Source organism: Streptomyces sp. TAA486, from assembly GCF_000426165.1.
The window spans coordinates 68,021-93,704 of record NZ_KE384503.1 but is presented as its reverse complement, the minus strand read 5'-3'; the positions used below and the strand labels follow the sequence as shown (position 1 = coordinate 93,704).

General features: G+C 71.2%; 23 protein-coding genes and 1 pseudogene. 16 read left to right on the top strand and 8 right to left on the bottom strand.

Features of this window, described 5'->3' with window-relative positions; all coding sequences use genetic code 11:
• Nucleotides 1-132: 132 nt before the first annotated feature.
• From I004_RS36675 to I004_RS36665, 4 genes are all read left to right on the top strand, one after another.
• On the top strand, nucleotides 133-1,506 hold the full coding sequence (locus tag I004_RS36675) for a histidine kinase (RefSeq protein WP_037978303.1): 1,374 nt from the start codon (nucleotides 133-135) through the stop codon (nucleotides 1,504-1,506).
• Nucleotides 1,499-2,245, top strand: a complete 747-nt coding sequence (locus I004_RS36670) for a response regulator transcription factor (protein ID WP_078511887.1) — start codon at nucleotides 1,499-1,501, stop codon at nucleotides 2,243-2,245. Before I004_RS36675 ends, I004_RS36670 begins: the two co-directional genes overlap by 8 nt.
• Nucleotides 2,246-2,425: 180 nt before the next feature.
• Entirely contained in the window at nucleotides 2,426-3,232 is an 807-nt protein-coding gene (locus I004_RS0128175) for a class I SAM-dependent methyltransferase (RefSeq protein ID WP_028438212.1), read from the top strand.
• Nucleotides 3,233-3,458: 226 nt separating this feature from the next.
• On the top strand, nucleotides 3,459-4,496 hold the full coding sequence (locus I004_RS36665) for a DUF3048 domain-containing protein (protein ID WP_078511922.1): 1,038 nt from the start codon (nucleotides 3,459-3,461) through the stop codon (nucleotides 4,494-4,496).
• A 101-nt stretch (nucleotides 4,497-4,597) separates the two neighbouring features.
• Here the strand turns inward: I004_RS36665 and I004_RS36660 are convergent.
• The 3 genes and pseudogenes from I004_RS36660 to I004_RS36655 all read right to left on the bottom strand — a co-directional run bounded on the left by I004_RS36660 (nucleotide 4,598) and on the right by I004_RS36655 (nucleotide 7,523).
• A pseudogene (locus I004_RS36660) lies at nucleotides 4,598-5,037 on the bottom strand (nuclear transport factor 2 family protein).
• Between the two features lie 225 nt (nucleotides 5,038-5,262).
• Entirely contained in the window at nucleotides 5,263-6,087 is an 825-nt protein-coding gene (locus I004_RS0128160) for a putative hydro-lyase (protein WP_051345534.1), read from the bottom strand.
• Nucleotides 6,088-6,185: 98 nt separating this feature from the next.
• Nucleotides 6,186-7,523: an MFS transporter gene (locus I004_RS36655; protein ID WP_078511886.1), complete on the bottom strand. Its 1,338-nt coding sequence runs from the start codon at nucleotides 7,521-7,523 to the stop codon at nucleotides 6,186-6,188.
• 296 nt (nucleotides 7,524-7,819) lie between these two features.
• On the opposite strand from I004_RS36655, the gene I004_RS0128150 reads away from it, so the two are divergent.
• Complete coding sequence (locus tag I004_RS0128150; protein WP_028438210.1) at nucleotides 7,820-8,536, top strand: GntR family transcriptional regulator; 717 nt, start codon at nucleotides 7,820-7,822, stop codon at nucleotides 8,534-8,536.
• Between the two features lie 5 nt (nucleotides 8,537-8,541).
• Here the strand turns inward: I004_RS0128150 and I004_RS0128145 are convergent, their stop codons facing one another.
• On the bottom strand, nucleotides 8,542-9,252 hold the full coding sequence (locus tag I004_RS0128145; protein ID WP_028438209.1) for a DUF2848 domain-containing protein: 711 nt from the start codon (nucleotides 9,250-9,252) through the stop codon (nucleotides 8,542-8,544).
• A gap of 236 nt (nucleotides 9,253-9,488) precedes the next feature.
• Between I004_RS0128145 and I004_RS36650 the strand changes: the two genes are divergently transcribed.
• Together I004_RS36650 and I004_RS0128135 are read left to right on the top strand one after the other, a co-directional pair.
• Nucleotides 9,489-10,850, top strand: a complete 1,362-nt coding sequence (locus I004_RS36650; protein ID WP_078511921.1) for an MFS transporter — start codon at nucleotides 9,489-9,491, stop codon at nucleotides 10,848-10,850.
• A 91-nt stretch (nucleotides 10,851-10,941) separates the two neighbouring features.
• Nucleotides 10,942-11,745 carry a carbon-nitrogen hydrolase family protein gene (locus I004_RS0128135; RefSeq protein WP_028438208.1) on the top strand — a complete coding sequence of 268 codons (804 nt, stop codon included), beginning with the start codon at nucleotides 10,942-10,944 and terminating at the stop codon, nucleotides 11,743-11,745.
• An 82-nt stretch (nucleotides 11,746-11,827) separates the two neighbouring features.
• On the opposite strand, the gene I004_RS0128130 is transcribed toward I004_RS0128135, so the two are convergent.
• Nucleotides 11,828-12,454 carry a GntR family transcriptional regulator gene (locus I004_RS0128130; protein ID WP_028438207.1) on the bottom strand — a complete coding sequence of 209 codons (627 nt, stop codon included), beginning with the start codon at nucleotides 12,452-12,454 and terminating at the stop codon, nucleotides 11,828-11,830.
• A 398-nt stretch (nucleotides 12,455-12,852) separates the two neighbouring features.
• Here I004_RS0128130 and I004_RS36645 point away from each other — a divergent pair, with 398 nt between their 5' ends.
• The 9 genes from I004_RS36645 to I004_RS36620 all read left to right on the top strand — a co-directional run bounded on the left by I004_RS36645 (nucleotide 12,853) and on the right by I004_RS36620 (nucleotide 22,659).
• Nucleotides 12,853-14,196, top strand: coding sequence for an SMP-30/gluconolactonase/LRE family protein (locus I004_RS36645; RefSeq protein ID WP_486580521.1), 1,344 nt, complete (start codon nucleotides 12,853-12,855; stop codon nucleotides 14,194-14,196).
• A gap of 137 nt (nucleotides 14,197-14,333) precedes the next feature.
• Entirely contained in the window at nucleotides 14,334-15,098 is a 765-nt protein-coding gene (locus I004_RS0128120) for a flavodoxin family protein (RefSeq protein ID WP_078511885.1), read from the top strand.
• A gap of 99 nt (nucleotides 15,099-15,197) precedes the next feature.
• Nucleotides 15,198-15,680 carry a VOC family protein gene (locus I004_RS0128115; protein WP_028438205.1) on the top strand — a complete coding sequence of 161 codons (483 nt, stop codon included), beginning with the start codon at nucleotides 15,198-15,200 and terminating at the stop codon, nucleotides 15,678-15,680.
• A 201-nt stretch (nucleotides 15,681-15,881) separates the two neighbouring features.
• Entirely contained in the window at nucleotides 15,882-16,892 is a 1,011-nt protein-coding gene (locus tag I004_RS36640; RefSeq protein ID WP_486580519.1) for a DUF3048 domain-containing protein, read from the top strand.
• A gap of 476 nt (nucleotides 16,893-17,368) precedes the next feature.
• Nucleotides 17,369-18,157 carry an MHYT domain-containing protein gene (locus I004_RS36635; protein ID WP_037978290.1) on the top strand — a complete coding sequence of 263 codons (789 nt, stop codon included), beginning with the start codon at nucleotides 17,369-17,371 and terminating at the stop codon, nucleotides 18,155-18,157.
• 103 nt (nucleotides 18,158-18,260) lie between these two features.
• Nucleotides 18,261-21,173 carry a nitrate- and nitrite sensing domain-containing protein gene (locus tag I004_RS36630; RefSeq protein ID WP_051345532.1) on the top strand — a complete coding sequence of 971 codons (2,913 nt, stop codon included), beginning with the start codon at nucleotides 18,261-18,263 and terminating at the stop codon, nucleotides 21,171-21,173.
• Entirely contained in the window at nucleotides 21,173-21,604 is a 432-nt protein-coding gene (locus I004_RS0128095; RefSeq protein WP_028438204.1) for a roadblock/LC7 domain-containing protein, read from the top strand. Before I004_RS36630 ends, I004_RS0128095 begins: the two co-directional genes overlap by 1 nt.
• A gap of 10 nt (nucleotides 21,605-21,614) precedes the next feature.
• Nucleotides 21,615-22,064: a DUF742 domain-containing protein gene (locus I004_RS36625; protein ID WP_078511884.1), complete on the top strand. Its 450-nt coding sequence runs from the start codon at nucleotides 21,615-21,617 to the stop codon at nucleotides 22,062-22,064.
• Complete coding sequence (locus tag I004_RS36620) at nucleotides 22,045-22,659, top strand: ATP/GTP-binding protein (RefSeq protein WP_037978211.1); 615 nt, start codon at nucleotides 22,045-22,047, stop codon at nucleotides 22,657-22,659. The genes I004_RS36625 and I004_RS36620 overlap by 20 nt, the downstream gene beginning before the upstream one ends.
• Here I004_RS36620 and I004_RS36615 read toward each other — a convergent pair.
• From I004_RS36615 to I004_RS39695, 3 genes are all read right to left on the bottom strand, one after another.
• Nucleotides 22,653-23,591: an alpha/beta fold hydrolase gene (locus I004_RS36615; RefSeq protein WP_051345531.1), complete on the bottom strand. Its 939-nt coding sequence runs from the start codon at nucleotides 23,589-23,591 to the stop codon at nucleotides 22,653-22,655. The genes I004_RS36620 and I004_RS36615 overlap by 7 nt on opposite strands.
• Before the next feature lie 137 nt (nucleotides 23,592-23,728).
• Nucleotides 23,729-25,462, bottom strand: coding sequence for an AMP-binding protein (locus I004_RS0128075; RefSeq protein ID WP_028438203.1), 1,734 nt, complete (start codon nucleotides 25,460-25,462; stop codon nucleotides 23,729-23,731).
• A complete protein-coding gene (locus tag I004_RS39695; protein WP_158677135.1) occupies nucleotides 25,459-25,605 on the bottom strand; it encodes a hypothetical protein in 147 nt (48 codons plus the stop codon). The genes I004_RS0128075 and I004_RS39695 overlap by 4 nt, the downstream gene beginning before the upstream one ends.
• Between the last annotated feature and the right edge of the window lie 79 nt (nucleotides 25,606-25,684).

The following is a 25,684-nucleotide window of genomic DNA, read 5'->3' as shown; positions in this document are numbered from 1 at the left end:
AATCCGGGTGGCCCCGCCCCTGACGTGGACCTTAAGTCCTTCGCGCGCTTCCGCGTAGTCCCTGAGAGGGACGCGAACCGATGCGACCTGGGGCGGATGCTCACGCCCGGCGGCCCTCATATGGTCGCTGCCATGCCCGTCCAGCTCGTGCGTGACCTCTTCGGCGACCTCGTGCGGGACGCCCTCATCCGGCGTCCGCTGCCGCCCCTGGCCCGGCTGCCGCTGCCGGCGCGGGCCCGCCGCGTGCTGCCGGCCCCGGCCGGAGCGGTGCTTCGACGGGCGCCGCACACCGCGGTGCTGGCGCTGGTCCTGCTCCTGGTGCGTTTCCAGTACGAGGCCGGCGTCGGGGACGCCGACAAGGTCGCGGGCGTGACGCTCGTCGTGGGCTCGCTGCTGCTGACGCTCCACCGGCCGGTTCTCGCGGGATGGCTGCTGGTGGCGGCCACATCCGTCAGCATCTTCCACCCCGGAGGCCTGGCGGGCCCTTTTCCGTTCGCCGACGTCAGGTCCTGGCCCGGCTTCCTCTTCTACGACTCGCAGGGGCGCCCGTGGGCGACGGCCGGCCTCCTGGCGTTCGTCGCGGTGATGACGATCGTCGCGCTGAGGCTGCGGCTGCGGGCCGTGGTCTGTCTGTGGGGTCTCGTCGTCGCGCTCGCGGCAGCGGGCAACGGCCCGTTGAGCGTGGGCACTTGGGCGATGGCGCTGGTCTCGGCGCCGATGCCGCTGGCGGCGCTCGCCGCGACGGGTCTGCGTGAGGCCCGCGCGGAGGCGGCCGCGTACGCGGCGGCGGCCGAGGAGGAGCGCTCGCGCCGCATGCTGCTGGAGGAACGCGCCGTCATCGCACGGGAGTTGCACGACGTCGTGGCACACCACATGTCCGTCGTCGCGATCCAGGCGGAGGCCGCACCGTACCGCGTGGAGGCGCCGCCGCCCGAACTCGTGAAGGCGTTCGGGGATGTGCGGGAGAACGCCGTCGCCGCTCTCGCCGAGCTACGTCGCGTGCTCGGCGTCGTGCGGGCGGAGCAGTCGGCGCCGCCCGCTGCGGCATCCGGTGACGGTGGTGTCGAGGCGCCGCAACCGGCCCTCGCCGATCTGGATGCTCTGCTCACGGGCGTACGCGCCATCGGTACGCCCGTCGGCAGGACGGTGACGGGCGAGGTGCGTGAACTGCCGCGCGGCGTCGAGTTGTCGGCGTACCGCATCGTGCAGGAGGCGCTGAGCAACGCCGTGCGCCACGCTCCGAAGGCACCGGTCACGGTCGAACTCCGATACATGCGGGACGGGTTGGGCCTCCGCATCGTCAACGAGCCGCCCGAGCACGCGGCTCCGCCCTCGCCCGGCGCCGGGCACGGGCTGACGGGCATGCGGGAGCGTGTTGCCATGCTGGGCGGGAAACTGCACGCCGGGCCGACGGAGGAAGGTGGTTTCGAGGTGACGGGTCACCTGCCGAGCGCTGCCGTCGCCGGGACCGGCGGCCACGACCGCGTGGAGGCCGCCGATGGCTGACGAGCCCGCGATACGCGTCCTGATCGCCGACGACCAGGAGTTGGTGCGCGAAGGCATCTCCGTGCTGCTCACGAGCCGGCCCGGCATCGAGGTCGCCGGCGAGGCCGTCGACGGCCGGGAGGCGGTGGAGAAGACGGCCGCGCTGCGCCCCGACGTGGCGCTGCTCGACGTGCGGATGCCCGGCATGGACGGGCTGGAGGCCACCCGTGAGATCGTCGCGGCTTCCCCAGCGACGAAGGTGCTGATACTCACGACGTACGACGTGGACGAGTACGTCTACCGGGCGCTGCGGGCAGGAGCGAGCGGCTTCCTGCTCAAGGACGCCCCGGCACGTCAACTCGCCGAAGGCATAAGGGTCGTGGCCACGGGAGGCGCTCTGCTCGCGCCCACCGTCACCCGCAGGCTGATCGAGGAGTTCAGCCGCACGCCCGCCGCCCCCGGCGGGCTGCGCGCCCCGCTCGTGGCTCGCGTCGCAGAACTGACCGGGAGGGAGACGGAGGTGCTTGCACTGGTGGCGCAGGGACTCTCGAACGCCGAGATCGGCGAGCACATCTTCGTCGCGGAGTCGACGGTGAAGACCCACGTCAGCCGCATCCTCGACAAACTCGCGCTGCGTGACCGCACGCAGGCAGCCGTCTTCGCCTACGAGAGCGGAGTTGTCGCCGCTCGCGGTACGGAGGCGGGCGCGGATCTCACGGATACGGGCGTCCACAAGGGTAGACGCCCGGCCACCGACTGAGCCGAGGGGCGCCAGGCACTGCCGGCCACGCGCCCTCACCACACCGATTTCCCACACCACATCGCCATGTCGCCGACCGCACCCGGTACGTGAACGTGTCCGACATGGACTGTCATTCGTTCCGCCAAGTGTCAAAGCGCCGTCGGGGGCAGCGCAGCAACACCCTAGGAGTACAACGTCATGCCCAAGAAGACCGCACGATCGCTGGCCGCCAACCGTTCGAGGCTGTCGCACAAGGCCGCCTACGCCCTGCGCAACCCGGCACGCGTCGCCCCGTACGTACGCCGGGCGCTCCGTGACCGCTGGCTGCTGTTCCGGCACCCGGACCACGTCGACTACTACCGTGCCGTGATGGCCTCGGACACCGCGAACAACCCCGAGGCGGCGGTCGGGAGCGGAAGCCACGACCGGTGGCTCGCGCTGGGGCAGATGCAGTTCGACTTCCTCAAGGAGCACGGGCTCCAGCCGCAGCACCGCATGCTCGACATCGGCTGCGGCAATCTGCGGGCGGGCTGGCGGTTCATCAAGTACCTCGACGCAGGCAACTACTACGGCATCGACATCTCCCCCGACATCCTCATCTCCGCGAAGAAGACCCTCACCCACTACGAACTGCAGGAGAAACTCCCCCACTTGACGATCACGCACGACCTGAAGCTCGATTTCCTGCCCAGCGGGCACTTCGACGTCGTGCACGCGCACAGCGTCTTCTCCCACTCGCCGATCGAGGTCATCGACGAGTGCCTGGCCAACGTCGGGCGGATCCTGAAGCCGCGGGGCTTCTTCGACTTCACCTTCGACCGCACGGAGGGCGCGGAACACCAGGTGCTGCGTGAGGACTTCTACTACCGGACGGCGACGCTCATCGCGCTCGCGGAGAAGCACGGGCTCAGTGCCCGCTTCATGGACGACTGGGAGAAGCTGCCGCACGGCCAGTCCAAGATCCGGGTCTCGCTCGCTGCCTCGTCCGTGCCCGCCGAGAACTGAGGCCCGTCGGGGGGTGGTCCGCGGCCCGCGCGTCCCTGATTTCCAGGGACTTCTCCGCCGGGCCGGGCCCACGGCCTTCGGTGCGCCTCTCCCTCTCCTCGTCCGTTGCGACGCCCGGGCTGCCGCCGTGTGCGAAGAGCTACGCGGGGTATTGACGGCCCGGCCCGGCGCCGGTGAGGTGGCTGTCCTACCCCCCACATGACGGAAGGCAGTTCACATGCAGGGCATGACCACCGGCTCGCCCTCCTCCGACGGCGGAGCGGGAGGCATACGCAGGACCGCACGCTTCCTGGCCACGCTGACAGTGGTGGCGCTGGCCGCCGGAAGCAGTGCGGGTCCCTCGTCCGCCCAGGACTCGGCGGCCGCGGCGAAGAAGACGGACAGTGCCCAGCAGCCCCGCCAGGACACACCCTCCACGTCGCGCAAGGAGGCGACGTCCCCCTTCACCGGGCTGCCCGCCGAACCGGCACCGGTGCTGGCGGTGAAGATCGACAACCACAAGGACGCACGGCCCCACACCGCGCTCGAGGACGCCGACATCACCGTCGTGGAGAAGGTCGAGGGCGGGCTGAGCCGGCTGCTCGGCATCTACTCCGGCACGTTCCCCGACTCGCTCGGGCCCGTGCGCAGCGCCCGCGCGTACAACGTGGAGCAGTTGCGGATGTTCGACCGCCCCGCGCTGTCCTACTCGGGTGCGCGCGAAGGCGTCGAGGACCTCATAGAGAAGTCGACGCTCCACGCCCGCTCGCACGACAAGTACCCGGCGCCCTACTTCCGCGGCGGCGGCAACGAGGCCCCGCACAACCTGTACGTGCACCCCGACGAGCTCCTCGACACCGCGCCGGAGGCCAGCAAGAGCGCCGACATCGGCTTCCGCTTCGCGGACGACGCCCCGGCCGGCGGTGAGCCCACGAAGGAGCGCTCGGTCGACTACGGCTCGGCCGAGACCACCTTCAACTGGTCCGAGAAGGAGGACCGCTGGCTCACCTCCTTCGACGGCGCTCCCGCGACGAGCACCGGTGGAGAGCGCCTGGGTGGCAAGACCGTGATCGTGCAGAAGGTCGAGATGCCGCCGGACGACGGCGGTACGCCGTACGAGAAGACCGTCGGCAGCGGCGAGGCGACGGTGCTGCGCGACGGCAAGGCGTACGAGACGAAGTGGGAGCGGCCGACCGCGGAGTCGGGCACGAGCTTCACGCTTCCCGACGGCGACCGGATGCCCTTCGACCGGGGCAACGTCTGGCTCGTCTACGAGGAGGCCTGAGCCTGGGCGAACGCCCACCACGGGCCGCACGCGCACACGCGCGGGCAGCCCGTGGTGCCGGCGGGGGGCGGATGTCCCGCCGTCGGCACCGGGGCCGTTCCTCAGCGCAGCGGGATCCCGTCTCCGCGCTCGGACTCCGGGCGCGTACCGAAGATGCGGCGGTCGCCCTCGTCGATGCGGACGTCGTTGATGCTGGCCTCGCGACGCGCCATCAGGCCCTGCTCGTCGAACTCCCACAGCTCGTTGCCGTACGAACGCCACCACTGGCCGTCCGCGTCGTGGCACTCGTACTGGAAGCGCACCACGATGCGGTTGCCCTCGAAGGTCCACAGGTCCTTGCGCAGCGCGTAGTCCAGCTCGCGCTCCCACTTCTTCGTCAGCAGCTCGACGATCTCGGCCCGTCCGGTGACGAAGGCGTCGCGATTGCGCCACACCGAGTTCTCCGTTAGGCGAGCGAGACCTTCTGCGGATCGCGCGTGTTCCACGCGTCCTCGGCGGCCTGGACCTTCTGACGTGCGGTCTCCAGGGTGAACGGCGGCAGTGGCGGGCGAGCCGTTCATGCGGGTGCCTTTCTCGACGTCTTGCACCGGAGGGTGCTCCGGTTCCGTGGGGGCGGGGCGGCGCCTTCCCCTACCCGCACGTGCAGGGGCTTACCGGACGCCCGGCCGCTTTTCCGTCCCTGGCGCGGCGGCGACCGTCCCGACGGATCCTTGGCCCGGCCTCCCCGAGCTGCATGAACTCCGGGTGCTCGCCGACGGCAGGACTCTCACGCGACGAGATACTCCTCGTCCCGTATGTCCGTGATGAACATCCGGCCGGGCGCGTGGGTGATTGCGAAGGGCGGGCGGGACGCCATCACGGCAGCCTGGGGTGTCACACCGCAGGCCCAGAAGACGGGCACGTCGCCGGAGACCATCCCGGTGCGGTCCCCGAAGTCCGGCTCGTCGATGTCTGCTATGCCGAGCAGCGAGGGGTCGCCGGTGTGCACGGGGGCGCCGTGGACCGCGGGCATGCGGCCCGTCACCCGGACCGCGGTCGTCACCGACTCCTCCGGCACGGGCCGCATCGAGACGACCATCGGCCCGTGCATCGCGCCCGCGGGGCGGCAGCGGCGGTCCGTGACGTACATGGCGACGTTGCGCCCCTGCTCGATGTGGCGCAGCGGAACCCCGGCGTCGGCGAGCGCCCACTCGAAGGTGAAGCTGCACCCGATGAGGAAGGTCACCAGGTCCTTCCGCCACCGGCCTGTCACTTCCTCGGGCTCCTCGACCAGTTCGCCGTGCTCCCAGATCCGGTACGCGGGCAGGTCGGTGCGCAGATCGGCACCCGGGGCGAGCACGGTGGAGGTCTCGCCGGGGTCCGTCACGTCGAGCACGGGGCACGGCTTGGGGTTGCGCTGGCAGAAGAGCAGCACGTCGTAGGCCCAGTCGCGCGGTACGGAGATGAGGTTGGCCTGTGTGTATCCGGGTGCCCTGCCGGTCGTGGGGCCCGCGTCGCCGTCGCGGATCAGCGTCCGCGCCTCGGCGGGGCCGGCGTGTGCGGGCGTCCGCGCCGGGTGGGCGGGCGAAGTGCCGTGCGTCGTACGGGACATGGCGTGTGACCTCCGTCGGTGGGGCGTGCGGCACTGTGCGGACCCGGCGGGCCGGGACCGGGATGCGCCGGTCCCGGCCACGTCGGTGCGGCAGAGGGTCAGACCAGCGCCCGGCCCTTGGTCTCGGGCAGCCCCAGCAGGGCGACGAGGGCGAGTCCGTAGCCGGCGGCACCGAACACGAGCGCACCGCTCACACCCCAGCTGTTGGCGAGGAAGCCGACCAGCGTGGGGAAGAAGGCACCGACGGCGCGGCCCGTGTTGTAGACGAAGCCCTGCCCGGTGCCGCGCACGGCCGTCGGGTAGAGCTCGCTCAGGAAGGAGCCGAAGCCGCTGAAGATGGCCGACATGCAGAAGCCGAGCGGGAAACCGAGCAGCAGCACGAGCGTGTTGGAGCCGGTCGGCACGTTGGTGTAGGCGAGGACGGCGAGCGCGGAGAGCACGGCGAACACCGCGACGTTGCGCTTCCGGCCCAGCTTGTCGGTGAGGTAGCCACCGGTGAGGTAGCCGATGAAGGCGCCGGAGATCAGGAACGTCAGGAATCCGCCGGTGCCGACGACGGTGAGTCCGCGGTCCGTCTTGAGGTAGCTGGGCACCCAGGTGGCGAGCGTGTAGTACCCGCCCTGCACGCCGGTGGAGAGCAGCACACCGAAGATCGTCGTGCGCCGCAGTTCAGGCGTGAAGATCGCGGAGAAGGAGCCGCGCTCGCGGCTGCTCTTGCGCTGCGCGGCCGCCTGCGGCGCGTCCTCGACGTTGCGTCGCACGTAGAGGATCAGCAGCGCGGGGAGGGCGCCGGTCCAGAACAGCACACGCCAGGCGATCGATTCGTCGAAGAGCTGGAAGACGGCCGTGTAGACGATGACGGCCAACGCCCAGCCCACGGCCCACGAGCTCTGGATGACGCCGAGGGTGCGTCCGCGGTTCTTGGCCGTGGCGTACTCGGCCACGAGGATCGCGCCGACGGCCCACTCGCCGCCGAAGCCGAGGCCCTGCAGGCCGCGGAAGAGCAGCAACGTCTCGTAGTTGGGCGCGAAGCCGCACAGCAGCGTGAAGAAGGCGTAGGTGATGACGGTCAGGATCAGCGTCCTGACGCGTCCGATGCGGTCGGCGAGGATGCCCGCGACCGCGCCGCCCACCGCGGAGACGACGAGGGTGACGGTGGTGAGCAGACCGGTCTGGCCGGGGTCGAGGCTGAAGTACGCCCCGATGGCGACCATGCCGAGCGGCAGCGTGAAGAAGTCGTAGGAGTCCAGCGCGTAGCCGCCGAACGAGCCCGCGAAGGCCCGCCGTCCGGAGGCGCCGAGCTCCTTGAACCAGGCGAAGGGGCCGCCGCCGTCCTCGCCCGGGCCTGGGCCGGACTCGCTGCCGGAGTCCCGGACGGAGGCACTCTCGGACCCTGTGCCCTCCTGGGGAGCATCGGGTATCGGGTTGCTGTTCATGTGCACCTCGCAGAGGGAAGAGGGTGCCGCCGCGGATGTGGGCCGGCCTGTGGTGCCTGCTCGATGTCCGGGATAACGTAGAGGATCGTTGAACGATCCTTCAAGGGGTTCGTAGCGCTGTATGCGCGGCGGCGGACGCCCGGAGGAGCCGGGAAGCAAGAAGGGGGCGCGAGTTGGGGACGACCGGTCCGGAGTTCGCACGACTTCCTGCCGTACAACCGGCGGTGCCCTCGGCCGTGCCGTCTCCCGCGGAACCCGGGGAACCGGCGGCACCCCCATCGAGGTCCGCGGTTCCCGTGCGGCACGGGGAACTGGCGGGCGACCGCGCCCTGTTGAGCCGTACCAGCACGGCGGAACGTGTGGCGGACGTGCTGCGCAGCCGCATCGCCGAGGGGTTCTTCCCGCCGGGGGTCCGGCTCTCGGAGGGCGACATCGGCGGCGCGCTCGGAGTCTCGCGCAACACGCTGCGGGAGTCGTTCCGGCTGCTCACCCATGAACGGCTGCTGGAACACCAGCTCAACAGGGGCGTCTTCGTCCGGGTCCTGACCGTCGACGACGTGCTCGACATCTACCGCGTGCGGAAACTCATCGAGTGCGGGGTGGTCCGCCAACTGGCCGACGCGGGGCCGCCGTTCGCGCTGGACGCGCTCGCCGCGACCGTCGCCGAGGGACAGAGCGCCGCGCGGGAGTGGCGGTGGAAGGACCTGGCGACGGCGAACATCCACTTCCACCGCGAACTGGTCGCGCTCGCCCGCAGCCCCCGCACCGACGAGGTGATGGGCAGCGTGCTGGCAGAACTGCGGCTCGCCCTCCACGTCATGGACAGCCCGCGCCGCCTCCACGAGCCCTACCTCGTACGCAACCGGGAGATCCTGCTGACCCTGCGCTCCGGCGACGCGCCCAGGGCGGAGCGGATGCTGCGGGAGTACCTGGAGGACTCCCGCAGGCAGATCGTCGCCGCCTACGCCCAACGCCTGGGCGCCCGGGGGGCCCGGGACGCCGAAGGCGCGTGATGGGCTCAGCCGATGGGCTCCGGCATGGGCAACACGTCGTAGCCCAGGGAGATCTCGCGGCCGGTCGCCGGGTCGCCGAGCTGGACGCGCCAGTGCGCGGCGAACTGGCCGTCGCCGTTCAGCATCGGGATCGTCCCGGAGATCAGCACCGTGCCGGGCTCCAGCTCGCCCCGCTCACGCAGCACCTCCGCCCAGTGCTGCGGGGGAAGCAGGTCGGCGCCGGTGCCGTCCTGGATCAGCTGCTCACCGGTGCCGGTGCCGCTCGCACCCCCAGCTGCGCCGCTCACCCAGGCGCGAAGGGTGAGGCTGTCGATCCGGTCGGCGACGTCGTCGAGCCGCCATGCGCTCGTGGCGAGCACGTCGGGGGCGGCGTTCTTGCTCCAGGCCACGCCGTACGTCTCCAGTTCGCGGTCGGTGTGGTCGCAGGCCGCCGTCAGCAGCAGGTCCCCCGAGTCGTCGACGACGAGCGCCCACTCGGCCTCGCCGGAGGTCTTCCCGTGCTGCGCGAGAACCGTTCCGGTCTGCTGCGCGAGGTAGGGGGAGACGGGGTAGAGCGCCGGAGTCGTGGACGGCGCCGGCACGCCCAGCTCGGCGAGCTCCGCCACGTGCGCGGCCACGTCCTCCTGGCTGCGGCCCGCGTAGCCGGCGTTGAGGAGACGCTTCACGGTCACGGTGCGCCGGGTGCCGTCGGGCAGCGTGAAGGACAGGCCGGTCATGGGATTCCTCCAGGTCGTTCTCGGTTTCACAGGGGTAAATTCCGCGCCCCGAGGGTTGCGCATACGAGCTGTATACAGCAAGTATGCCCCGTACCCGAAAGGAACCCGAACGTGAGGAAGCCCCCGTGGACCACAACACGTCGCACAAGGCGGCAGCGGAGGAGCCCCATCCGCACAGCGGCACGGGCGATCCGGTCGAGGACGGCGTAGGGAGCCGCGCGCACCGCAAGGACCTGATGAAGGCGTTCACCGCCAGCCTCACCGGGACCTCGCTCGAGTGGTACGACTTCGCCGTCTACTCGGCGGCGTCCGCGCTCGTCTTCGGCAAGCTGTTCTTCCCCTCCGGCGACCCGCTCACGGGCACGCTGCTCGCCTTCTCCACGTACGCGGTCGGCTACGTCTCGCGGCCGGTCGGCGGCTTCGTCTTCGGACGCCTCGGCGACGTCATCGGGCGCAAGCGCGTCCTCGTCGCCACGCTCGTCCTCGTCGGCGTCGCCACTTTCCTGATCGGCTGCCTGCCCACCCACGCCGTGGCCGGACCGGTCGCCCCCGCGATGCTGGTCCTGCTGCGGTTCGCACAAGGCGTGGGCGTCGGCGGCGAATGGGGCGGCGCCGTGCTGCTCACCAGCGAGTTCGGCAATACGAGGCAGCGAGGATTCTGGGCCTCGGCCGCCCAGGTCGGGCCGCCCGTCGGCAACCTCATGGCCAACGGCGCCCTGGCCGCACTGGGAGCGATGCTCACGGAGGAGCAGTTCCTCTCCTTCGGTTGGCGCATCGCGTTCCTGCTCTCCGGCGTGCTGGTCGTCTTCGGGCTGTGGGTCCGTACGCACCTGGAGGAGACCCCGGTCTTCAAGGCGGTGGAAGCGGGCGGCGAACGCCCCGAGGCTCCGGTCCGCGAGGTCTTCGCCCAGCAGCGCAGGCCGCTGATCGCCGCGATCCTCTCCCGGGTCGCGCCCGACGTCCTCTACGCGATGTTCACCGTCTTCGTCCTCACGTACGTGACGGAGGAGCTCGGCATGCCGAGCGGCCAGGCACTCACCGCGGTGCTCATCGGCTCCGGGCTGCAGATCTTCCTCATTCCGCTCGCGGGCGCGCTCTCCGACCGCTGGAACCGCCGGCGCCTGTATCTGGGGGCCGCCGTCGCGGCGGGCATCTGGCCGTTCGTCTTCTTCCCGCTCGCGGAGACGCGTTCGTGGCTGCTGATCGTGCTCGGCGTCATCGGCGCGCTCGTCATCCACTCGATGCTGTACGGCCCGCAGGCGGCCTTCGTCGCCGAGCAGTTCAGCCCGCGGCTGCGCTACACCGGTTCCTCGCTCGCGTACACCCTGGCGGGGGTCATCGGCGGAGCAGTCGCTCCGCTCGTGTTCACGGCGCTGCTGGGCACGTTCGGCACATGGCTGCCGCTCGCGGGGTACATCGTGCTCACGGCCGTGCTTACGGTGACGGGTGTGCTGCTCGGTCGGGACGCGGACCACGCCGAGGACGAGGAGTACACGAGGCTGGTCGGCGGCAACGGCGGCGCCCCCGGCGGTCACAGCCACGGGTCGGGCGGCGCGGAGCCGGCGGCCTCCTCGTCGTACGCCTCGAAATCGCGGTGACCGCGGGCCGGCCGTCCCGACGTCCGAAGCCCGACCGCTCCGCGCCGGCCCTTCGACCCGACCACTCGACCTTGCGGAAAGGAGACATGCAGTGACGACGCTCCGCACAGCGCTGTGCCAGTTCACCGCGTCCACCGACCCGGAGGAGAACCTGCGCACCATCGACACCATGGCCGGGCAGGCGGCCGGGGAAGGCGCCCAGCTGGCCGTCTTCCCGGAGGCGGCGATGGCCCGCTTCGGCATCCCGCTGGGGCCGGTGGCCCAGCCGCTGGACGGGCCGTGGGCGGAGGGCGTGCGCGAGGTCGCCCGCCGTCACGGACTCACAGTGGTGGCGGGGATGTTCACGCCGTCGCCCGACGGCCGTGTCACCAACACCCTGCTCGCCACCGGCCCCGACGTCGATGCCGCGTACGACAAGATCCATCTGTACGACGCGTTCGGCTTCTCCGAGTCGGACACGGTCGCTCCCGGGGACAAGGTCGTCACCATCGACGTCGCGGGCGTGCGCGTCGGCCTGGCCACCTGCTACGACATCCGGTTCCCCGAACTCTTCCGCGCGCACGCGGACGAGGGTGCCGTGCTCTCCGTGCTTCCCGCGTCGTGGGGCGCAGGCCCCGTGAAGCTCGACCACTGGCGGCTGCTCACCAGGGCGCGTGCACTGGACGCCACGCTGTGGGTGGCCGCGGTCGGTCAGGCGCCGCCCGGCCCGGACGCGGACATCCGTCAGCCGACGAAGGCGCCCACGGGCGTCGGGCACAGCCTGCTCGTGGGGCCCGACGGCCGGGTGCACGAAGAGGCCGGGGAGACACCCGAGTTGATCGTGTCCGACGTGGACGCGGACGAAGTGGCCACGGTTCGCCGTGCGGTGGCCGTTTTGGACAACCGCCGCCTCTGAACCGCTTGGTGGGGGCCCGGTCCCCTTGGACCGGCAGGTCCCGGCGACGCGCGGCGGGCCCGCGAGGACGGGCCCGCCCAGGTCAGCCCTCGGTGAGGATGCGCCGCGTCGCCGCGATGTGGTCGTCGATCGCCGCGCAGGCGACGTCCGCGCGTTCGGCCGCCAACGCGGTGACGATGTGGCGGTGTTCGACGCAGACCTCGCTCTGCCGACCCGGGGACCGGTAGAGGGCGCTGACGCCGGCCCTGACCTGGCGGCTGCGCAGAGCCTCGTACTGCTTGGCCATCAGCTTGTTGCCGGCGGCGGCGATGAGTGTCGCGTGGAAGCGGTGGTCGGCCTCGATGAACTCCTTGGCCTTCTCGCTGCCGCGCAGCTGCGCCTGCTCCTCGAGGATCCTGTCCATCTCGGCGACGGGCGCCGTGCCGGACTCGACCGTACGGCGGGCGGCGTACCGCTCCAGCAGGGCGCGCATCTCCATCAGTTCGCTGATCTCGCGGCCCGAGAGGGGCGCGATGTAGGCCCCCCGCTTCGGGACGAGGCTGACGAGTTCCTCGGCGGCGAGCAGCAGCAGCGCCTCTCGGATGGGGGTGCGGGAGATCCCGACGCGGTCGGCGATCATCTGCTCGGAGAGGAACTCGCCCTGCATGGCGGGATCGGTCAGCACGGTCTCCTTGAGAAACCTGTACGCCTTCTCACGTCCGGATGCCACAGCCAGCCTCCCCGCCGGCGTCGTCCGCGCCCGGCCTGCCCGGGGTGCGCCGCCCGGCCCGGCCACGGACCCCGTGTTGGTCGTCCTGCACACAGCTTCTTGCATACAGTCTGTATACAGACTACACACCATCTGCGCGCGCTTTGTCCAGCCGCCCGCCTTCGGGTGGACGGCCGCGTTTCGTGGCGTGGTGAGTCAGCGGCGCCGGAGCGGCTTCCTAGTGTCGCGTTGACGGACCGATCCGCGTGGCCCGGCCTGAGCCGCTCAAGGCGCGGACGCGATGACGGCTCGTCATGTCAACGGCGCCTCCCCTCGCTCCTGCGGCGCGATCCCCGGGGGCGCCCGCCGTCCCCTCGGGCCCGCGGCACACGCCTGCGGCCCAGAACAGGTGGGTGTCGATGAGCCCCAATTCACGCCCCGGCGACTCCGGCGATCCGTACTCGCGACGACCGTCACCGGCACCCCGCGCGGAACGGGAGTCGTGGCGCGAACGCCTTCTCCGGCGCGGCCGTTCGTGGCGCCGGGCGACGGCCATGGGGGCGGTCGCCGTGCTGTGCACGGCAGGACTCGCCGCCTCGGCTTCTCCCTCCGCCTCCGCGTCGCCTGCGCCGGGCAGCGGCAAGCCGTCAGGGCCGGGCGGCGAGTCCCTGTACGTCAGCGACTTCGCCGCGAACGACATCCAGAGGCTCTTCCTGCCCGAAGGCCCGCAGGTCACGGTTCCCACCACGGACCTGTCCCGTCCGACCTACCTGGCGCTCGACCGCACCGGCGCCCTCTACATCTCCGACACCGTGAACAGCAGGATCGTGAAGGTCTCCGCCGACGGCGAGCAGACGACGGTCCCGACGGACGGCCTGCTGCGTCCCCTCGGTCTGGCACTCAGCAAGGCCGGAGACCTCTACATCGCCGACAGCTTCAACGACCGCGTGGTGAAGGTGGCGGCGGGCGGCGGGCAGACGACCGTCCCCACGGAGGGCCTCCTCCACCCCGACGGCCTGGCGCTCGACGAGAAGAGGAACGAGCTCTACATCTCCGACTTCGTCAACGACCGCGTGGTGAAGGTGCCGACGGGCGGCGGCGGACAGACGACCGTTCCCACCACCGGTCTCTCCCAGCCGACCGGCCTGGCACTCGCCCCGCGCGGCAACCGGCTCTACATCTCCGACTCGGGCAACAACCGCGTGGTGAGGGTGCCGACGGTCGGCTCCGGGCAGACGACGGTGCCCACCAGCGGCCTCGCGAGCCCGCAGGGGCTGGCGCTCGACCGCGGACGCAACCTCTACGTCGCGGACTTCGGGAACGACCGGGTCGTGCGGGTGGCCGCGAGCGGCGGAGGACAGGCCACGGTGCCTTTCGTGGGGCTGACCACGCCCGTCGGCCTCGTGACCCGGCAGGAGGCCGTCCGCACCCGGCTCGAGGCACGGCCCGCCACCGCCGAACGCCGGTCCCACCCTCCGCTGCTGACGGTGAAGGGCCTTTCCGCGAAGCTGACCGGTGCGCCCGGCAAGCCTCTCGCCGGGCGGACGGTCACGTTCAGCAACGCCTCGCAGAGCAGGTCGCTGTGCCGGGCGGTCACCGACCGAACGGGTGTGGCCCGGTGCGACGCCACGATCCGCGGCAGCCAGTCGCAGGTCGACCGTCTCTACCGTGATCTGCTCCGCAACGGCTACCGCGCGTCCTTCCCCGGGACCGACGCCTACAAGGCCAGCACGGACACCGCCTCCGTCCGGGCGCACCACTGACAGGACGAGGCTGCTGCACACAGCGGCGAGCAAGGGGTCACGGCGCACGGCCCGATGCGGGTGGCGCCCTGACCCGCGCCGTCTCCGGTGCTCCGCGGCCCGTCGTACCGGAGGCATCAACCCGAGAAGGAGAGCATGTGAACGCTTCCGCCGCCCCCGGCGAACCCGAGCGGGCCCAGCAGGAGCAGGGACCGCCGCCCGCGCGCTACGACGACCTGCGTGCGCTGATCTTCAACTGCACGCTCAAGCGGTCCCCGGAACGAAGCAACACCCGCGGAATCATCGACCGCTGCGCCGCCATCATGACCGGGCAGGGCGTGCAGGTCGACGTCGTCAGAGCCGTCGACCTCGACATCGCGACGGGTGTGTGGCCGGACATGACGGAGCACGGCTGGGAGAGCGACGCCTGGCCGCAGCTGTACCAGCAGGCCCTGGACTCCGACATCCTTGTGCTGGCCGGCCCCATCTGGCTCGGCGACAACAGCTCGGTGACCAAGCGCGTCATCGAGCGTCTCTACGCCTGCTCCAGCCTCCTCAACGACCGCGGCCAGTACTCGTACTACGGGCGCGTCGGCGGCTGCCTCATCACCGGGAACGAGGACGGCGTCAAACACTGCGCGATGAACGTGCTCTACAGCCTTCAGCACCTCGGCTACACCATCCCGCCGCAGGCCGACGCCGGGTGGATCGGCGAGGCCGGGCCGGGGCCCTCGTACCTCGACCCCGGCTCCGGCGGCCCGGAGAACAGCTTCACCAATCGCAACGTCACCTTCATGACGTGGAACCTGATGCACATGGCCCGGATGCTGAAGGACGCCGGAGGCATTCCCGCGTACGGAAACCAGCGGACGGGCTGGGAGGCGGGCTGCCGTCAGGACCACGAGAACCCTGAGCACAGATGACCGCACCTTGCGCATTCGGCATTTCTCACCCGTCTGCGATGAATTCCCCGTTCGGTCCCGGTCCGTACAGGCACAGACACGCACCTTCGGGAGGCAACCATGGCGGCCGACGGCTTCACCACATGCCTGTGGTTCGACGGGCAGGCCGAAGAGGCGGCGGAGTTCTACATGTCCGTCTTCAAGGACTCCAAGCCCGGAAGGGTCATGCGCCACACCGAGGCCGGTCCGGGGCCGGTGGGCTCGGTCATGGCCGTCGAGTTCGAGATCAACGGCCAGAAGTTCCTGGGTCTGAACGGCGGGCCGGAGTTCAAGTTCAACGAGGCCGTCTCGTTCCAGATCCACTGCGAGAACCAGGACGAGATCGACTACTACTGGGACAGGCTGACCGAGGACGGCGGGCAGGAGGTCGCCTGCGGCTGGCTCAGGGACAAGTACGGGGTGGCCTGGCAGGTGGATCCGTCCGAGCTCGTCGACCTGATGACGGACTCCGATCCGGAGAAGGCCAGGCGCGCCACGGAGGCGATGCTGTCGATGACCAAGTTCGAGATCGAGGCGTTGCGCAGGGCGCACGCGGGCCGCTGAGTGCACGCCGGACACCACGTGGGCGGGCCCCGCACACCGGCAGCCGGTGTGCGGGGCCCGCCCACGTCGGCTCCCCCCGGGCCACATGCCGACGTGCGATCGGTCCCTGACCACCGGTTGCAGCCCCGGTCCGCCGTCCCGGCAGCCTCGGCGGCCATACGGACAATTCTCGTCCGCCGTGTGCCGCCAGGCGCCACTCACGTGGAAAGCTCACCCCAGAGCGCGGAGGAGGCGGTCGCCATGGAGTGGACGGGGACGCGGCGCACGGTGCTGCTGGCGGCGGGGCTGTCGCTCCTGGGAGCCGCCTGTGATTCCGGGGACGGCGGGGGAGGTGGCGGAGGCGACGACGACGCGGAGCGTTCGCCGTTCACCGGCCGGAAGGGCGTCGGCGACAAGGTGATCGCCGTGAAGATCGACAACGTGGAGGCCGCCCGGCCGCACACCGGCCTGGAGAAGGCCGACATCGTCTACATCGAGCAGGTCGAGGCGGGCCTCACCCGGATAATGGCCGTCTTCGCCTCCCGGCTGCCGTCGCTCGTCGGGCCCGTGCGCAGTGCCCGCGAGTCCGACCTGGAGCTGCTGCGCCAGTACGACCACCCGGGGCTCGCCTACTCGGGCGTCCAGTCCAAGCTCCGCTCAAGGATCGATTCCGCGCCGCTGGACGCGCTGTTCCCGGGGCGTGTCCGCGAGGCGTACGTACGGAAGGGCGACCGGCCCGCGCCGCACAACCTCTATCTGCGTCCCGGCCGTGCCCTCGACTCGGACGCCGCCTCCGACGTGGGGGCGCCGAAGGACATCGGCTTCCGGTTCGGCTCCGCGCCCAAGGGCGGCAAGAAGACCTCGGGGCGCACCGTCCGCTTCCCGTCCGCGCGCTACAGCTTCGACTGGTCGGCGGACATGAAGCACTGGCTCGTCTCCTTCGACGGCTCCCCGGCCCGCACGACCGATGACGGGCGGCTGGAGGCGGCCACCGTGGTGGTGCAGTACGTGAAGATCCGCGATTCCGAGCTCGGCGACAAGGGCGGCAACATCACCCCGTTCAACGAGACGGTGGGCGAGGGACGGGCGCTGGTGCTGCGGGACGGCAAGGAGTACGAGGCCCGCTGGAAGCGTCCGTCGGCGACGGACGGCACGACGTTCACCGACGCCGACGGGAAGCGGCTCGCGTTCGCGCGCGGTCAGGTGTGGGTGGTGCTGGCGCCGGCCGGCTGAGCACGGGGCCACGCCCCTGGCCCGATCGACCATACGGGGCACAGGGTGCCGGTCCGGGCTTGCACGTGTCAGTGCGTCAATTGCCTCGAAGGCGTACTTGTACCGCTATGACGGGGCGCCGAAGGCGGCGCCCCGTCCGGGTTCCCCGCTGGCCGGAATGTCTGAATTGGAATCCCGTGAAGCGCGGCTGATTTCAACGATTTCCTGATTCCCCGTCACATTCATGTTCCGGGCCCGGGTGAGGAATTCGGCTGCCGTCCCAACTCGCCCCGGCGCGGGCGGAGTTCGTATTTCCCCGTGCTGCCGGGCACTCCCTCTCGGGACCTCTGACGTGGGCATCGTTACCAGAGGTATACCAACGAGTACCCGTGTCTGCACGCTGTTGAATGCGGAAGGAATTCTGCCGAGTGTGAATTTCCTGTGTTAGCGTCCGACGCCCCAGAGCAGCAGTCGCGAAGGGGACCCCTGTGGAACAGATGCATCACTTCACTTACGGATGGCTGACGCCCGTCCTGTCCTATGTGATGGCGTGCGTCGGCTCGGCGCTCGGCCTGCGCTGTACCGTCCGGGCACTCGCCGCGTCGACGGCGAGCTCACGCCGCAACTGGCTGCTCACCGCCGCCCTCGCCATCGGCTCGGGCATCTGGACCATGCACTTCGTGGCGATGCTCGGCTTCGGGGTCTCGGGCTCGGCGATCCGCTACGACGTACCGCTCACCGTGCTCAGCCTCCTCGTCGCCGTGCTCGTCGTGGGAGCCGGAGTCTTCACCGTCGGGCAGGGCCGTTCACGCTTGAGCTACCTGCTGATGGGCGGGCTCGGCACCGGTGTCGGTGTCGCCGCCATGCACTACATCGGCATGGCAGCGCTGCGGCTTCACGGCGGCATCGACTACGACCCGGTGCTGGTGGGCCTGTCCGTGCTGATCGCGGTGGCCGCCGCGACCGCCGGCCTGTGGGCGGCGCTCACCGTGCACGGGGCCGCCGGAGCCACCGCCGCCTCCCTCGTCATGGGCCTGGCCGTCAGCAGCATGCACTACACCGGCATGTCCGCCGTGAGCATCCAGCTCTCGCCGGGCCGGGCGGTGCTGTCCGGTGCCACCGCCACGGAGTTCATCTTCCCGCTCACGGTGGTCCTGGGCTCCTTCCTCTTCCTCACCTCCGCGTTCGTCGCGCTGTCGCCCACCGCGCAACAGCGCAGGGAATCCGAGTCGGCCGTACAACGCCTGCACGACGTCGAGGCGCACGGAGTCGAAATGGCGCCGTGACGCGCCCGGCCCGCGAAGTCCCTTACCGCCATTCCTGCCCTCCCCGAGATACCCACGCCCTGACCAGGCGCCCGCCCTTTCGTCACTCCCGATCGAGGAAGTCATGCGTCCAACCCGCGCGCCGGTCCTGGTCGAGGGCCGCCACAACGATGAGAGCCCGCCGCCGCTGCCGCCGCCCGCGCAGAGCGGACCGAAGCACGCATTCCGAGAGCCGCAGGCAGCGCGCCCCGGCCGCCCGTGGTCGCCGGTGCCGGGCCGGCTGCGTCCCAAGTCCGTACGAGCGAAGATCGTTTCGCTGCTGATGGTCCCCGTCGTCTCGCTGATGGCGCTGTGGGGCTTCGCGACGGTCACCACGGCGCAGAGCGTCTCCGACATCTCCCGGTTCAAGGAGGTCAGCGCCAACCTCCTCGCCCCCACGAGCGACTACATCACCGCGGTCCAGGCCGAGCGGAGCGCCGCGGCCCGCTATCTGGCGAAGCCGGACTCCGCGCGACTCGGTGTCCTGAACACCCGCGCCAAGTCCACCGACTCCGCCGCCGCGAGCCTCCGGCGCGGCATCAACGCCAGCAGCACCGACACCGCCGCGATCCAGCCCGAACTCCCCGCGAGGGCGGACCGGCTGACCGATGCGTCGAAGGAGCTGCCGGCCCTGCGCAAGGGCGTGACCTCGGAGAAGACCGGCTGGGAGGACGCCTACACCGCGTACTCCGAGACCATCGAGCTCGGGTTCGCCGTGGGAGGCGCGCTGACTGGCGTGAATCCCTCGGGGCCGGGACAGGACCAGGAGGAGGCGGTCGCCTCCGAGGCACGCGTCGTCCAGGAACTCTCCCGCGCCCGGGAGATGATCGCCCGCGAGGACGCCCTCGTCGGCGCCGCGCTCGCCGGGAAGCAGATGACCAGGGAGGGCTACCGCCTCTTCACGGGCTCCGTCGCCGCCCACCGGACCCTGCTGAAGTCCGCCGTCGAGGATCTGCGGCCGGCCGACCGTCCCGCCTACCGCGCCGCCGCCGGCAGCGACCAGTACAAGCAACTGACCGCCATGGAACGGGCGTTGGAGGAGTCAGGAGCGGGCAACGTCGCATCCGGCGTCTCCGCCGTCTCGTGGGACGAGGCCGCCGGATCCGTCCTGCGGGATCTGCGGGGGGCGGAGCGCAAGGCGAGCACGACCGCGGCCGGCAAGGCCGAGCCGTTCTCCTTCGACGTCATCGGCAGCTCGGGTGTGGCGGTCGTCCTCGGCCTGGCAGGTGTGCTGCTCTCGCTGCTGATCTCGATGCAGATCGGCCGCGGGCTCGTCGTCGAACTCGTCGGCATGCGCAACTCGGCCCTGGAGATGGCAGGACACAAGCTCCCCCAGTCGCTGCGGCGGCTGCACTCCGGCGAGGACGTGGACATCGATGCCGAAGCCCCCGTCCAGCGCCGCGGTGAGGACGAGATCGGGCAGGTCGGCGCCGCGCTGAACGCGGTGCACCGCGCCGCGATCAAGGCCGCGGCGGAGCGTGCCGAGGTGCTCAGCGGGATCTCCGGCGTGTACGTGAAGCTGGCCCGCCGAAGCCAGGTGCTGCTGCACCGGCAGCTCAGCCTGCTCGACAGCATGGAGCGCCGGGTCGACGATCCGGCCGAGCTGGAGGACCTCTTCCGGCTCGACCACCTCACGACCCGCATGCGCCGCCACGCCGAGAGTCTGATCATCCTCTCCGGTGCCGCGCCCGTGCGCGGCTGGCGCAGGCCGGTGCCGATGCTCGACATCGTGCGGGCGGCCGTGGCCGAGGTCGAGGACTTCACCCGCGTCGAGGTACGGGTGCCGGAGTCGGTCCGTGTGTCCGGTGCGGCCGTCGCCGACCTCACGCATCTCGTCGCCGAACTCGTCGAGAACGCCGTGGTCTTCTCGCCGCCCCACACCAAGGTGCGGGTGCGCGGCGAACGCGTGGGCACCGGCCTCGCGTTGGAGATCGAGGACCGGGGCCTGGGCATGAGCCGCGAGTCCCTCGAGGACGCCAACAGCAAGATCGCGGACGCCTCCCAGGTCGACCTGCTCGACACGGACCGCCTCGGCCTGTTCGTGGTCAACCGGCTCGCTCACCGCCGCAACATCCAGGTCTCGTTGCAGCGTTCGGCGTACGGCGGCGTCACGGCCGTCGTGCTCATCCCCGAGGAGCTGTTGGAGAGGGAGGGGTCGGCGGCACAGCCCGGCTCGGCGGACGGAAGCATGCCCGAACACCTGCCGTCGACGGGGGAGTTCCCCGTACTGCAGGCCCGGCGGACCGCCGCACAGAGGGCTCGCGACCGGGTCGGGGCGGGGCGCATCTCCCACCCCGGGGACGGGGATGTCGCCCCGGCGCACACCGTCCTGGAGTCCGGTGGGGGAGCGTCGTCGGCGCCTCCGGGGCCGCTGCCCGTCGCGGAGCCGGACCGGCCGGACCAGCCCTTCCGGCCGGAGCGGCCCATCGAGCCGAAGTGGCCCACGGCGCCGGACCACCCCACGGCGCGGGCTCACTCTGTCGCGCCGCAGGCACCGTCCGAGGCCGGTCCGCAGGCACCGTCCGAAGACGGTCCGCAGACACCGTCCGATCCCGGGGAGCCCGCGCCGCTGCCGCGCCGGGTGCGGCAGGCGAGCCTCGCCCCGCAGCTGCGCGACGCACCGCCCGGCCCCCCGGCGGCCTCGCCGCACCACCCCGCGGCCGCGGCACCGCCGGCTCCCGCCGCCCAGCGGACGCCGGACCGGGCCCGCGCCACCATGTCCGCCCTGCGCAGCGGCTGGCTCAGCGGAGGCCGCGCCGATGAACACGCGCGCGGACCCGCGGGCGGCGACGCGGACGGCCATGGGGGCAGACCCGGGGCCGGCCACACGCACGGCCACACGCACGGCCACACGCACGGCCACACGCACGGCCACACGGACGGGAGTGCGGCCGGTGAGGAGCGGCCGCCGTCCGTGCCGCGCCACCCCGGCGAGAGCGCCGGAAGGTCCGAGACGGGGAAGACAGCCGAGACACCGTCACAAGGAGACGACGCCTGATGTCCGGGACGATGGAAACAACCGGCGAACTCAACTGGCTACTGGATGAGTTGGTCTCCCAGGTGCCGCAGGTCAGACACGCGGTGGTGCTCTCCGGCGACGGCCTGGCCATTGGGGCGTCCGCCGAACTCTCACGGGACGAGGGCGAGCGCTTCGCCGCCATCGCCTCAGGCTTCCACAGCCTGGCCAAGGGGGTCGGCCGTCACTTCCAGGCAGGTCACGTCGTGCAGACGATGGTCGAACTGGAAGGCGGGTTCCTCTTCGTCGCCGCAGCGGGCGAGGGTTCGTGCCTCTCCCTTTTCACGGACGCCGACGCCGATGTGGGCCTGGTCGCCTACGAGATGGCCCGCCTGGTGAGGCGTGTGGCCGAGCACCTCGGGGTGCCGACACGCTCCGGCGGATCGCTGCCCGCCACAGCGGCCCAGGAGTGACCGGACCGCCATGACCGACTCCCACAGGAACTGGTTCGACGACGGTTCGCACGACGTCGCGCCGCTCGGGCCGCAACCGGAGGCACCGCCGGAGCATCCGGAGTGGTTCGACGACGAAGCGGGGCCGCTCGTCCGCCTGTTCGCGATGACGGCGGGCCGAGCCCGTCCCACCAGCGAGTCGTTCGACCTGATCGCGCTCATCCACGCCGCGGAGGCCCCCGAGGACGCGCCGCCGTTCCCGTCGCCCGAGCACGCCGCGATCGTCTCGCTGTGCCGCGTCGCCTCGCGGTCCGTCGCCGACGTCGCGGCCGACTCGGACCTTCCGGTCGGCGTCGTGCGCGTGCTGCTCGGCGATCTGCTGGACGCCGGCCACATCAGCGTCGGACGGCCGTTGACACCGGCCCAGTTGCCCGATGAGCGCATTCTCAGGGAAGTGATCAATGGACTCCGTGCACTCTGAAGAGCAAAGGCCCGACCGGGTCGGCGGCTCGTTCGTCTCGTTGAAGATCCTCGTGGCCGGCGGCTTCGGCGTGGGCAAGACGACCTTCGTCGGGGCGGTCAGCGAGATCCGCCCGCTGCGCACCGAGGAACGCCTCACCGAGGCCGGACGGCCCATCGACGACCTCGGCGGCGTCGAGGCCAAGACGACCACGACGGTCGCCATGGACTTCGGGCGCATCACCTTCGAGGACACCCTGTCGCTGTATCTGTTCGGCACCCCCGGCCAGGACCGGTTCTGGTTCCTGTGGGACGAACTGGCCAACGGGGCGCTCGGAGCGGCGGTCCTCGCGGACACACGCCGCCTCCAGGACTGCTTCCCGGCCGTCGACTACTTCGAGCGCCGGGGCCTGCCCTTCGTGGTCGCCGTCAACTGCTTCACGGGAGCGCACACTTACGCGTCCCAGGACGTGCGTGACGCTCTCGACCTGGACGCGGAGACACCCGTCGTGCTGTGCGACGCCCGGGAGCGGGAATCGGCCAAGGAGGTGCTGATCGCCCTCGTGGAGCACGCCCGCCGCACCTACATGCGCGGCCTGAGCAACGGCGCTCACTGATCCGGCCGGCCCGCGGCGTCGACGCCGAGGAAGGCGCACGTCGCTTCGTACGCTGACTCACCACCCATCGAGAGCGGCAGCAGATGCCAGCCCTCTTCGACCATGTGCAGGCGCGCGCCCGGGATCGTGGAGGCGGAGTGGTGCGCGTGCGCGGGATCGACGTCCCCGTCATGGCTGCCGTGCACCACCAGAGTGGGGCAGCGGACGCCGGCGGTGAGCGAGTCGTCGAGCGCGGCCCACCGGCGCAGGTCGTTCTGCGAACCCTCGGCACGGTCCTCGTGCGGAGTGATGAAGTCCGTGACGGCCTGCAGAAGCGCGAGGCGCCCGCTGTCGGCGAGTATCCAGTCGACGACCCGCTGCCTGCTCCGGCGGTCGAGTGTCGACTCCTGGCGGACGAAGCCGGCCGTGTAGGCGCGTGGCCGGCGATGAGCGAACCGGGTGGTCAGCCAGGTGCCGCGAGGCGTGAGGAACAGCGCCTTGGCGAGCGGCGAGATCTTCGGTGCGTAGCGCCTGCTCACCGCCGACTCCAGCACAAGGCCCTGCGTCATCGTGGGATGCCGGCGTGCGAACTCGATGGCCATGGGCCCGCCTCCGCTGATCCCGTAGGCGACCGCGCCGGGGACGCCGAGTCCGTCGAGCAGCGCCGCTGCGGCGTCGGCCTGCGCGGCGAAGCTGCTTCCCGTCGTCAGGGGGGTGCGCAGATATCCCGGCCGGGACCATCCGATGACGCGGCACCCCGACGCGGCGAGGCGGGAGAGGAGCTGTGTCTGGTCGTGGCCGGCGTGGCCACCGGGGAAGAACAGGACCGGCAGGCCCGTGGCCGGGCCGAGCTCGGCGTATTCGACGGTTCCGACGCGCGTGGTGAGCAGGGTGCCGCCGGCATTGAGTTCAGCACGTCGGCGGGAGGCGAATCGCTCGTAGCCACGGGGCATGTGAAGCCCTCCGTTCTGGAACTGGTCACTCGCCCTGGGCGATTGACCAAAAAGCTAGCACGGGTCGGTCCCGCTCCGACAGAGCCGCGTAGCCGGGGCCGCGTCGGGCAGGGGCAGCCGCACCGGCGGGGTGTTTCTCAGGCGGGCCGGTCGTTCTCCCGTGTGCCCGCGCGCAGTTGGCGGCGGAGGATCTTGCCCGTCGACGTCTTCGGCAGGTCGTCGAGGAAGACGACGGACCTGGGGTACTTGTACGCCGCCATCCGCTCCTTGCAGTAGGCGATCAGGGCGTCCTCCGTGACGGCTTCCCCTCCCCCGGCCCCCTCCGGGCCTTGCACGTCGGGGGAGTTGAGGGACACGAAGGCCTTCACCGTCTCGCCGCGGTATTCGTCCGGGACACCGACGACGGCCGCTTCGCGCACGGCGGGATGCCCGTAGAGGACGTCCTCCACCTCGCGCGGCCACACCTTGTAGCCTGCCGCGTTGATCATGTCCTTCTTGCGGTCGACGAGGTAGAACCACCCCTGCTCGTCCATGAACCCGACGTCGCCGGTGCGCAGTTCGCCGCCCGGCAGCGACTCGGCGGTCGCCTCGGGCTTGCCCCAGTAGCCGGGGACCACCTGCGGGCCGGACGTGGCGATCTCGCCGGCCTCCCCGACCGGGACCTCCCGGCCGTCGTCGCCCACGATGCGTACGACGGTGTCGAAGACCGGCACCCCCACCGACAGCGCCCCGGACGCGGGGTCTACGGGCGCGTCCGCGTACAACGGGACCATGTGGGACGGCGAGGTGGTCTCTGTGAGCCCGTAGCAGTTGTGGACGAACATCCCGGTGACCTCCCGCAGACGGGCCGTGACCGCGGGCGCGACGGGCGCTCCTCCCGAGTACACGACGCGCAGCGACGAGAAGTCCTCCCGCCGGGCACCGGGCGTGGTGGAGAGGCTGATGAAGACGGTGATGGCGCCGACGGTGAAGGTCGGCCTGTGCTCGCGGAGCGCGTCGAGCATCACCTCCGGGTGGAAGCGGTGGGCCAGTACGAGCGGGCACGGCAGCAGCAGCGCGAGCGTGAGATGACCGATCAGGCCGGTGATGTGGAAGAGCGGTGCGACGCCGAGCACGCTGTCCGCCGAGGTCAGGCCCATCCAGTCCCGGTAGGTGCAGGTGTTGAAGACCATCCCCGCGTGTGTGTTCATCGCCCCCTTCGGCACGCCCGTCGTCCCGGAGGTGTAGGTGAGCACGGCGACGTCGTCCGGTTCGGGTGAGTGCGGTTCGGGCGTGCGCCCCGCGTTCTCGTCGATGAGGGTGAGGAGATCGAGCGTGCCCGCGTCACGGGCGGCGTCCGCTGTGCCGCGCCCGTCGGGGGACGCGAAGAGCCGGGGGTCGTCGCGGGTCTGCCAGTCCCGCGCCGAGCACGTGACGACGGTGCCGACGCGTGTGTCCCCCGAGGCGACCACCCCGGAGGCCACGCTTTCGTGGAGCTCGTCCAGGCACAGCAGCGCCGTCGCACCGGAGTCCGTGAGCAGATACGTCACTTCGCGCGCCTTGTTCATCGGGTTGACCGCCACGGCGCTGCCACCCGCCTTCCACGCCGCGAGCAGGCCGACGACGAAGGCGGGGTTGTTCTGCACGTACACCGCGAGCCGGTCGCCGTGCGCGAAGCCGCGGTCCGCGAGTGCCACGGCGAGCGCGTCGGAGGCGGCGTCCAGGTCGGCCGGCGTGAGCACGCCGTCGAAGTAGCGGATCGCCTCGGCGCCGGGGGCGCGTCCGAGGGACGCGCGGAACATCTCCAGCAGCGTGCCGTGTTCGGGGACGATGCCGGACGGAGTGCCCTCCGTGTAGAGACCGAGCCACGGCCGCTCCGCGTAGGCGCTCATCCGGCCGCCGTGCGTACGGGAACGGCTGGGCCGGCGAATGCGTCGGCAGCGAGGTGGCTGACCGCACGGGCGTGGCGGTGCCCGCGGCCCGTATGCCCGGCCGGGTCCGGGATCGCGGGGTGCCGGCGGGTCGTCGGGGTCACGTCCACAACCTCCTCGCACACGGAGCCGCCGGTCCGGACGGCGTACCGCCCGGGCCGGGATGCCCGCCACTGTGGACGA

Coding starts and splice junctions, on each gene's coding strand:
- I004_RS36675 (WP_037978303.1), top strand. CDS start 133: ATGCCCGTCCAGCTCGTGCGTGACCTCTTCGGCGACCTCGTGCGGGAC.
- I004_RS36670 (WP_078511887.1), top strand. CDS start 1,499: ATGGCTGACGAGCCCGCGATACGCGTCCTGATCGCCGACGACCAGGAG.
- I004_RS0128175 (WP_028438212.1), top strand. CDS start 2,426: ATGCCCAAGAAGACCGCACGATCGCTGGCCGCCAACCGTTCGAGGCTG.
- I004_RS36665 (WP_078511922.1), top strand. CDS start 3,459: ATGACCACCGGCTCGCCCTCCTCCGACGGCGGAGCGGGAGGCATACGC.
- I004_RS0128160 (WP_051345534.1), bottom strand. CDS start 6,087: ATGTCCCGTACGACGCACGGCACTTCGCCCGCCCACCCGGCGCGGACG.
- I004_RS36655 (WP_078511886.1), bottom strand. CDS start 7,523: ATGAACAGCAACCCGATACCCGATGCTCCCCAGGAGGGCACAGGGTCC.
- I004_RS0128145 (WP_028438209.1), bottom strand. CDS start 9,252: ATGACCGGCCTGTCCTTCACGCTGCCCGACGGCACCCGGCGCACCGTG.
- I004_RS36650 (WP_078511921.1), top strand. CDS start 9,489: ATGAAGGCGTTCACCGCCAGCCTCACCGGGACCTCGCTCGAGTGGTAC.
- I004_RS36645 (WP_486580521.1), top strand. CDS start 12,853: ATGAGCCCCAATTCACGCCCCGGCGACTCCGGCGATCCGTACTCGCGA.
- I004_RS0128115 (WP_028438205.1), top strand. CDS start 15,198: ATGGCGGCCGACGGCTTCACCACATGCCTGTGGTTCGACGGGCAGGCC.
- I004_RS36635 (WP_037978290.1), top strand. CDS start 17,369: ATGCATCACTTCACTTACGGATGGCTGACGCCCGTCCTGTCCTATGTG.
- I004_RS36630 (WP_051345532.1), top strand. CDS start 18,261: ATGCGTCCAACCCGCGCGCCGGTCCTGGTCGAGGGCCGCCACAACGAT.
- I004_RS0128095 (WP_028438204.1), top strand. CDS start 21,173: ATGTCCGGGACGATGGAAACAACCGGCGAACTCAACTGGCTACTGGAT.
- I004_RS36625 (WP_078511884.1), top strand. CDS start 21,615: ATGACCGACTCCCACAGGAACTGGTTCGACGACGGTTCGCACGACGTC.
- I004_RS36620 (WP_037978211.1), top strand. CDS start 22,045: ATGGACTCCGTGCACTCTGAAGAGCAAAGGCCCGACCGGGTCGGCGGC.
- I004_RS36615 (WP_051345531.1), bottom strand. CDS start 23,591: ATGCCCCGTGGCTACGAGCGATTCGCCTCCCGCCGACGTGCTGAACTC.
- I004_RS0128075 (WP_028438203.1), bottom strand. CDS start 25,462: ATGAGCGCCTACGCGGAGCGGCCGTGGCTCGGTCTCTACACGGAGGGC.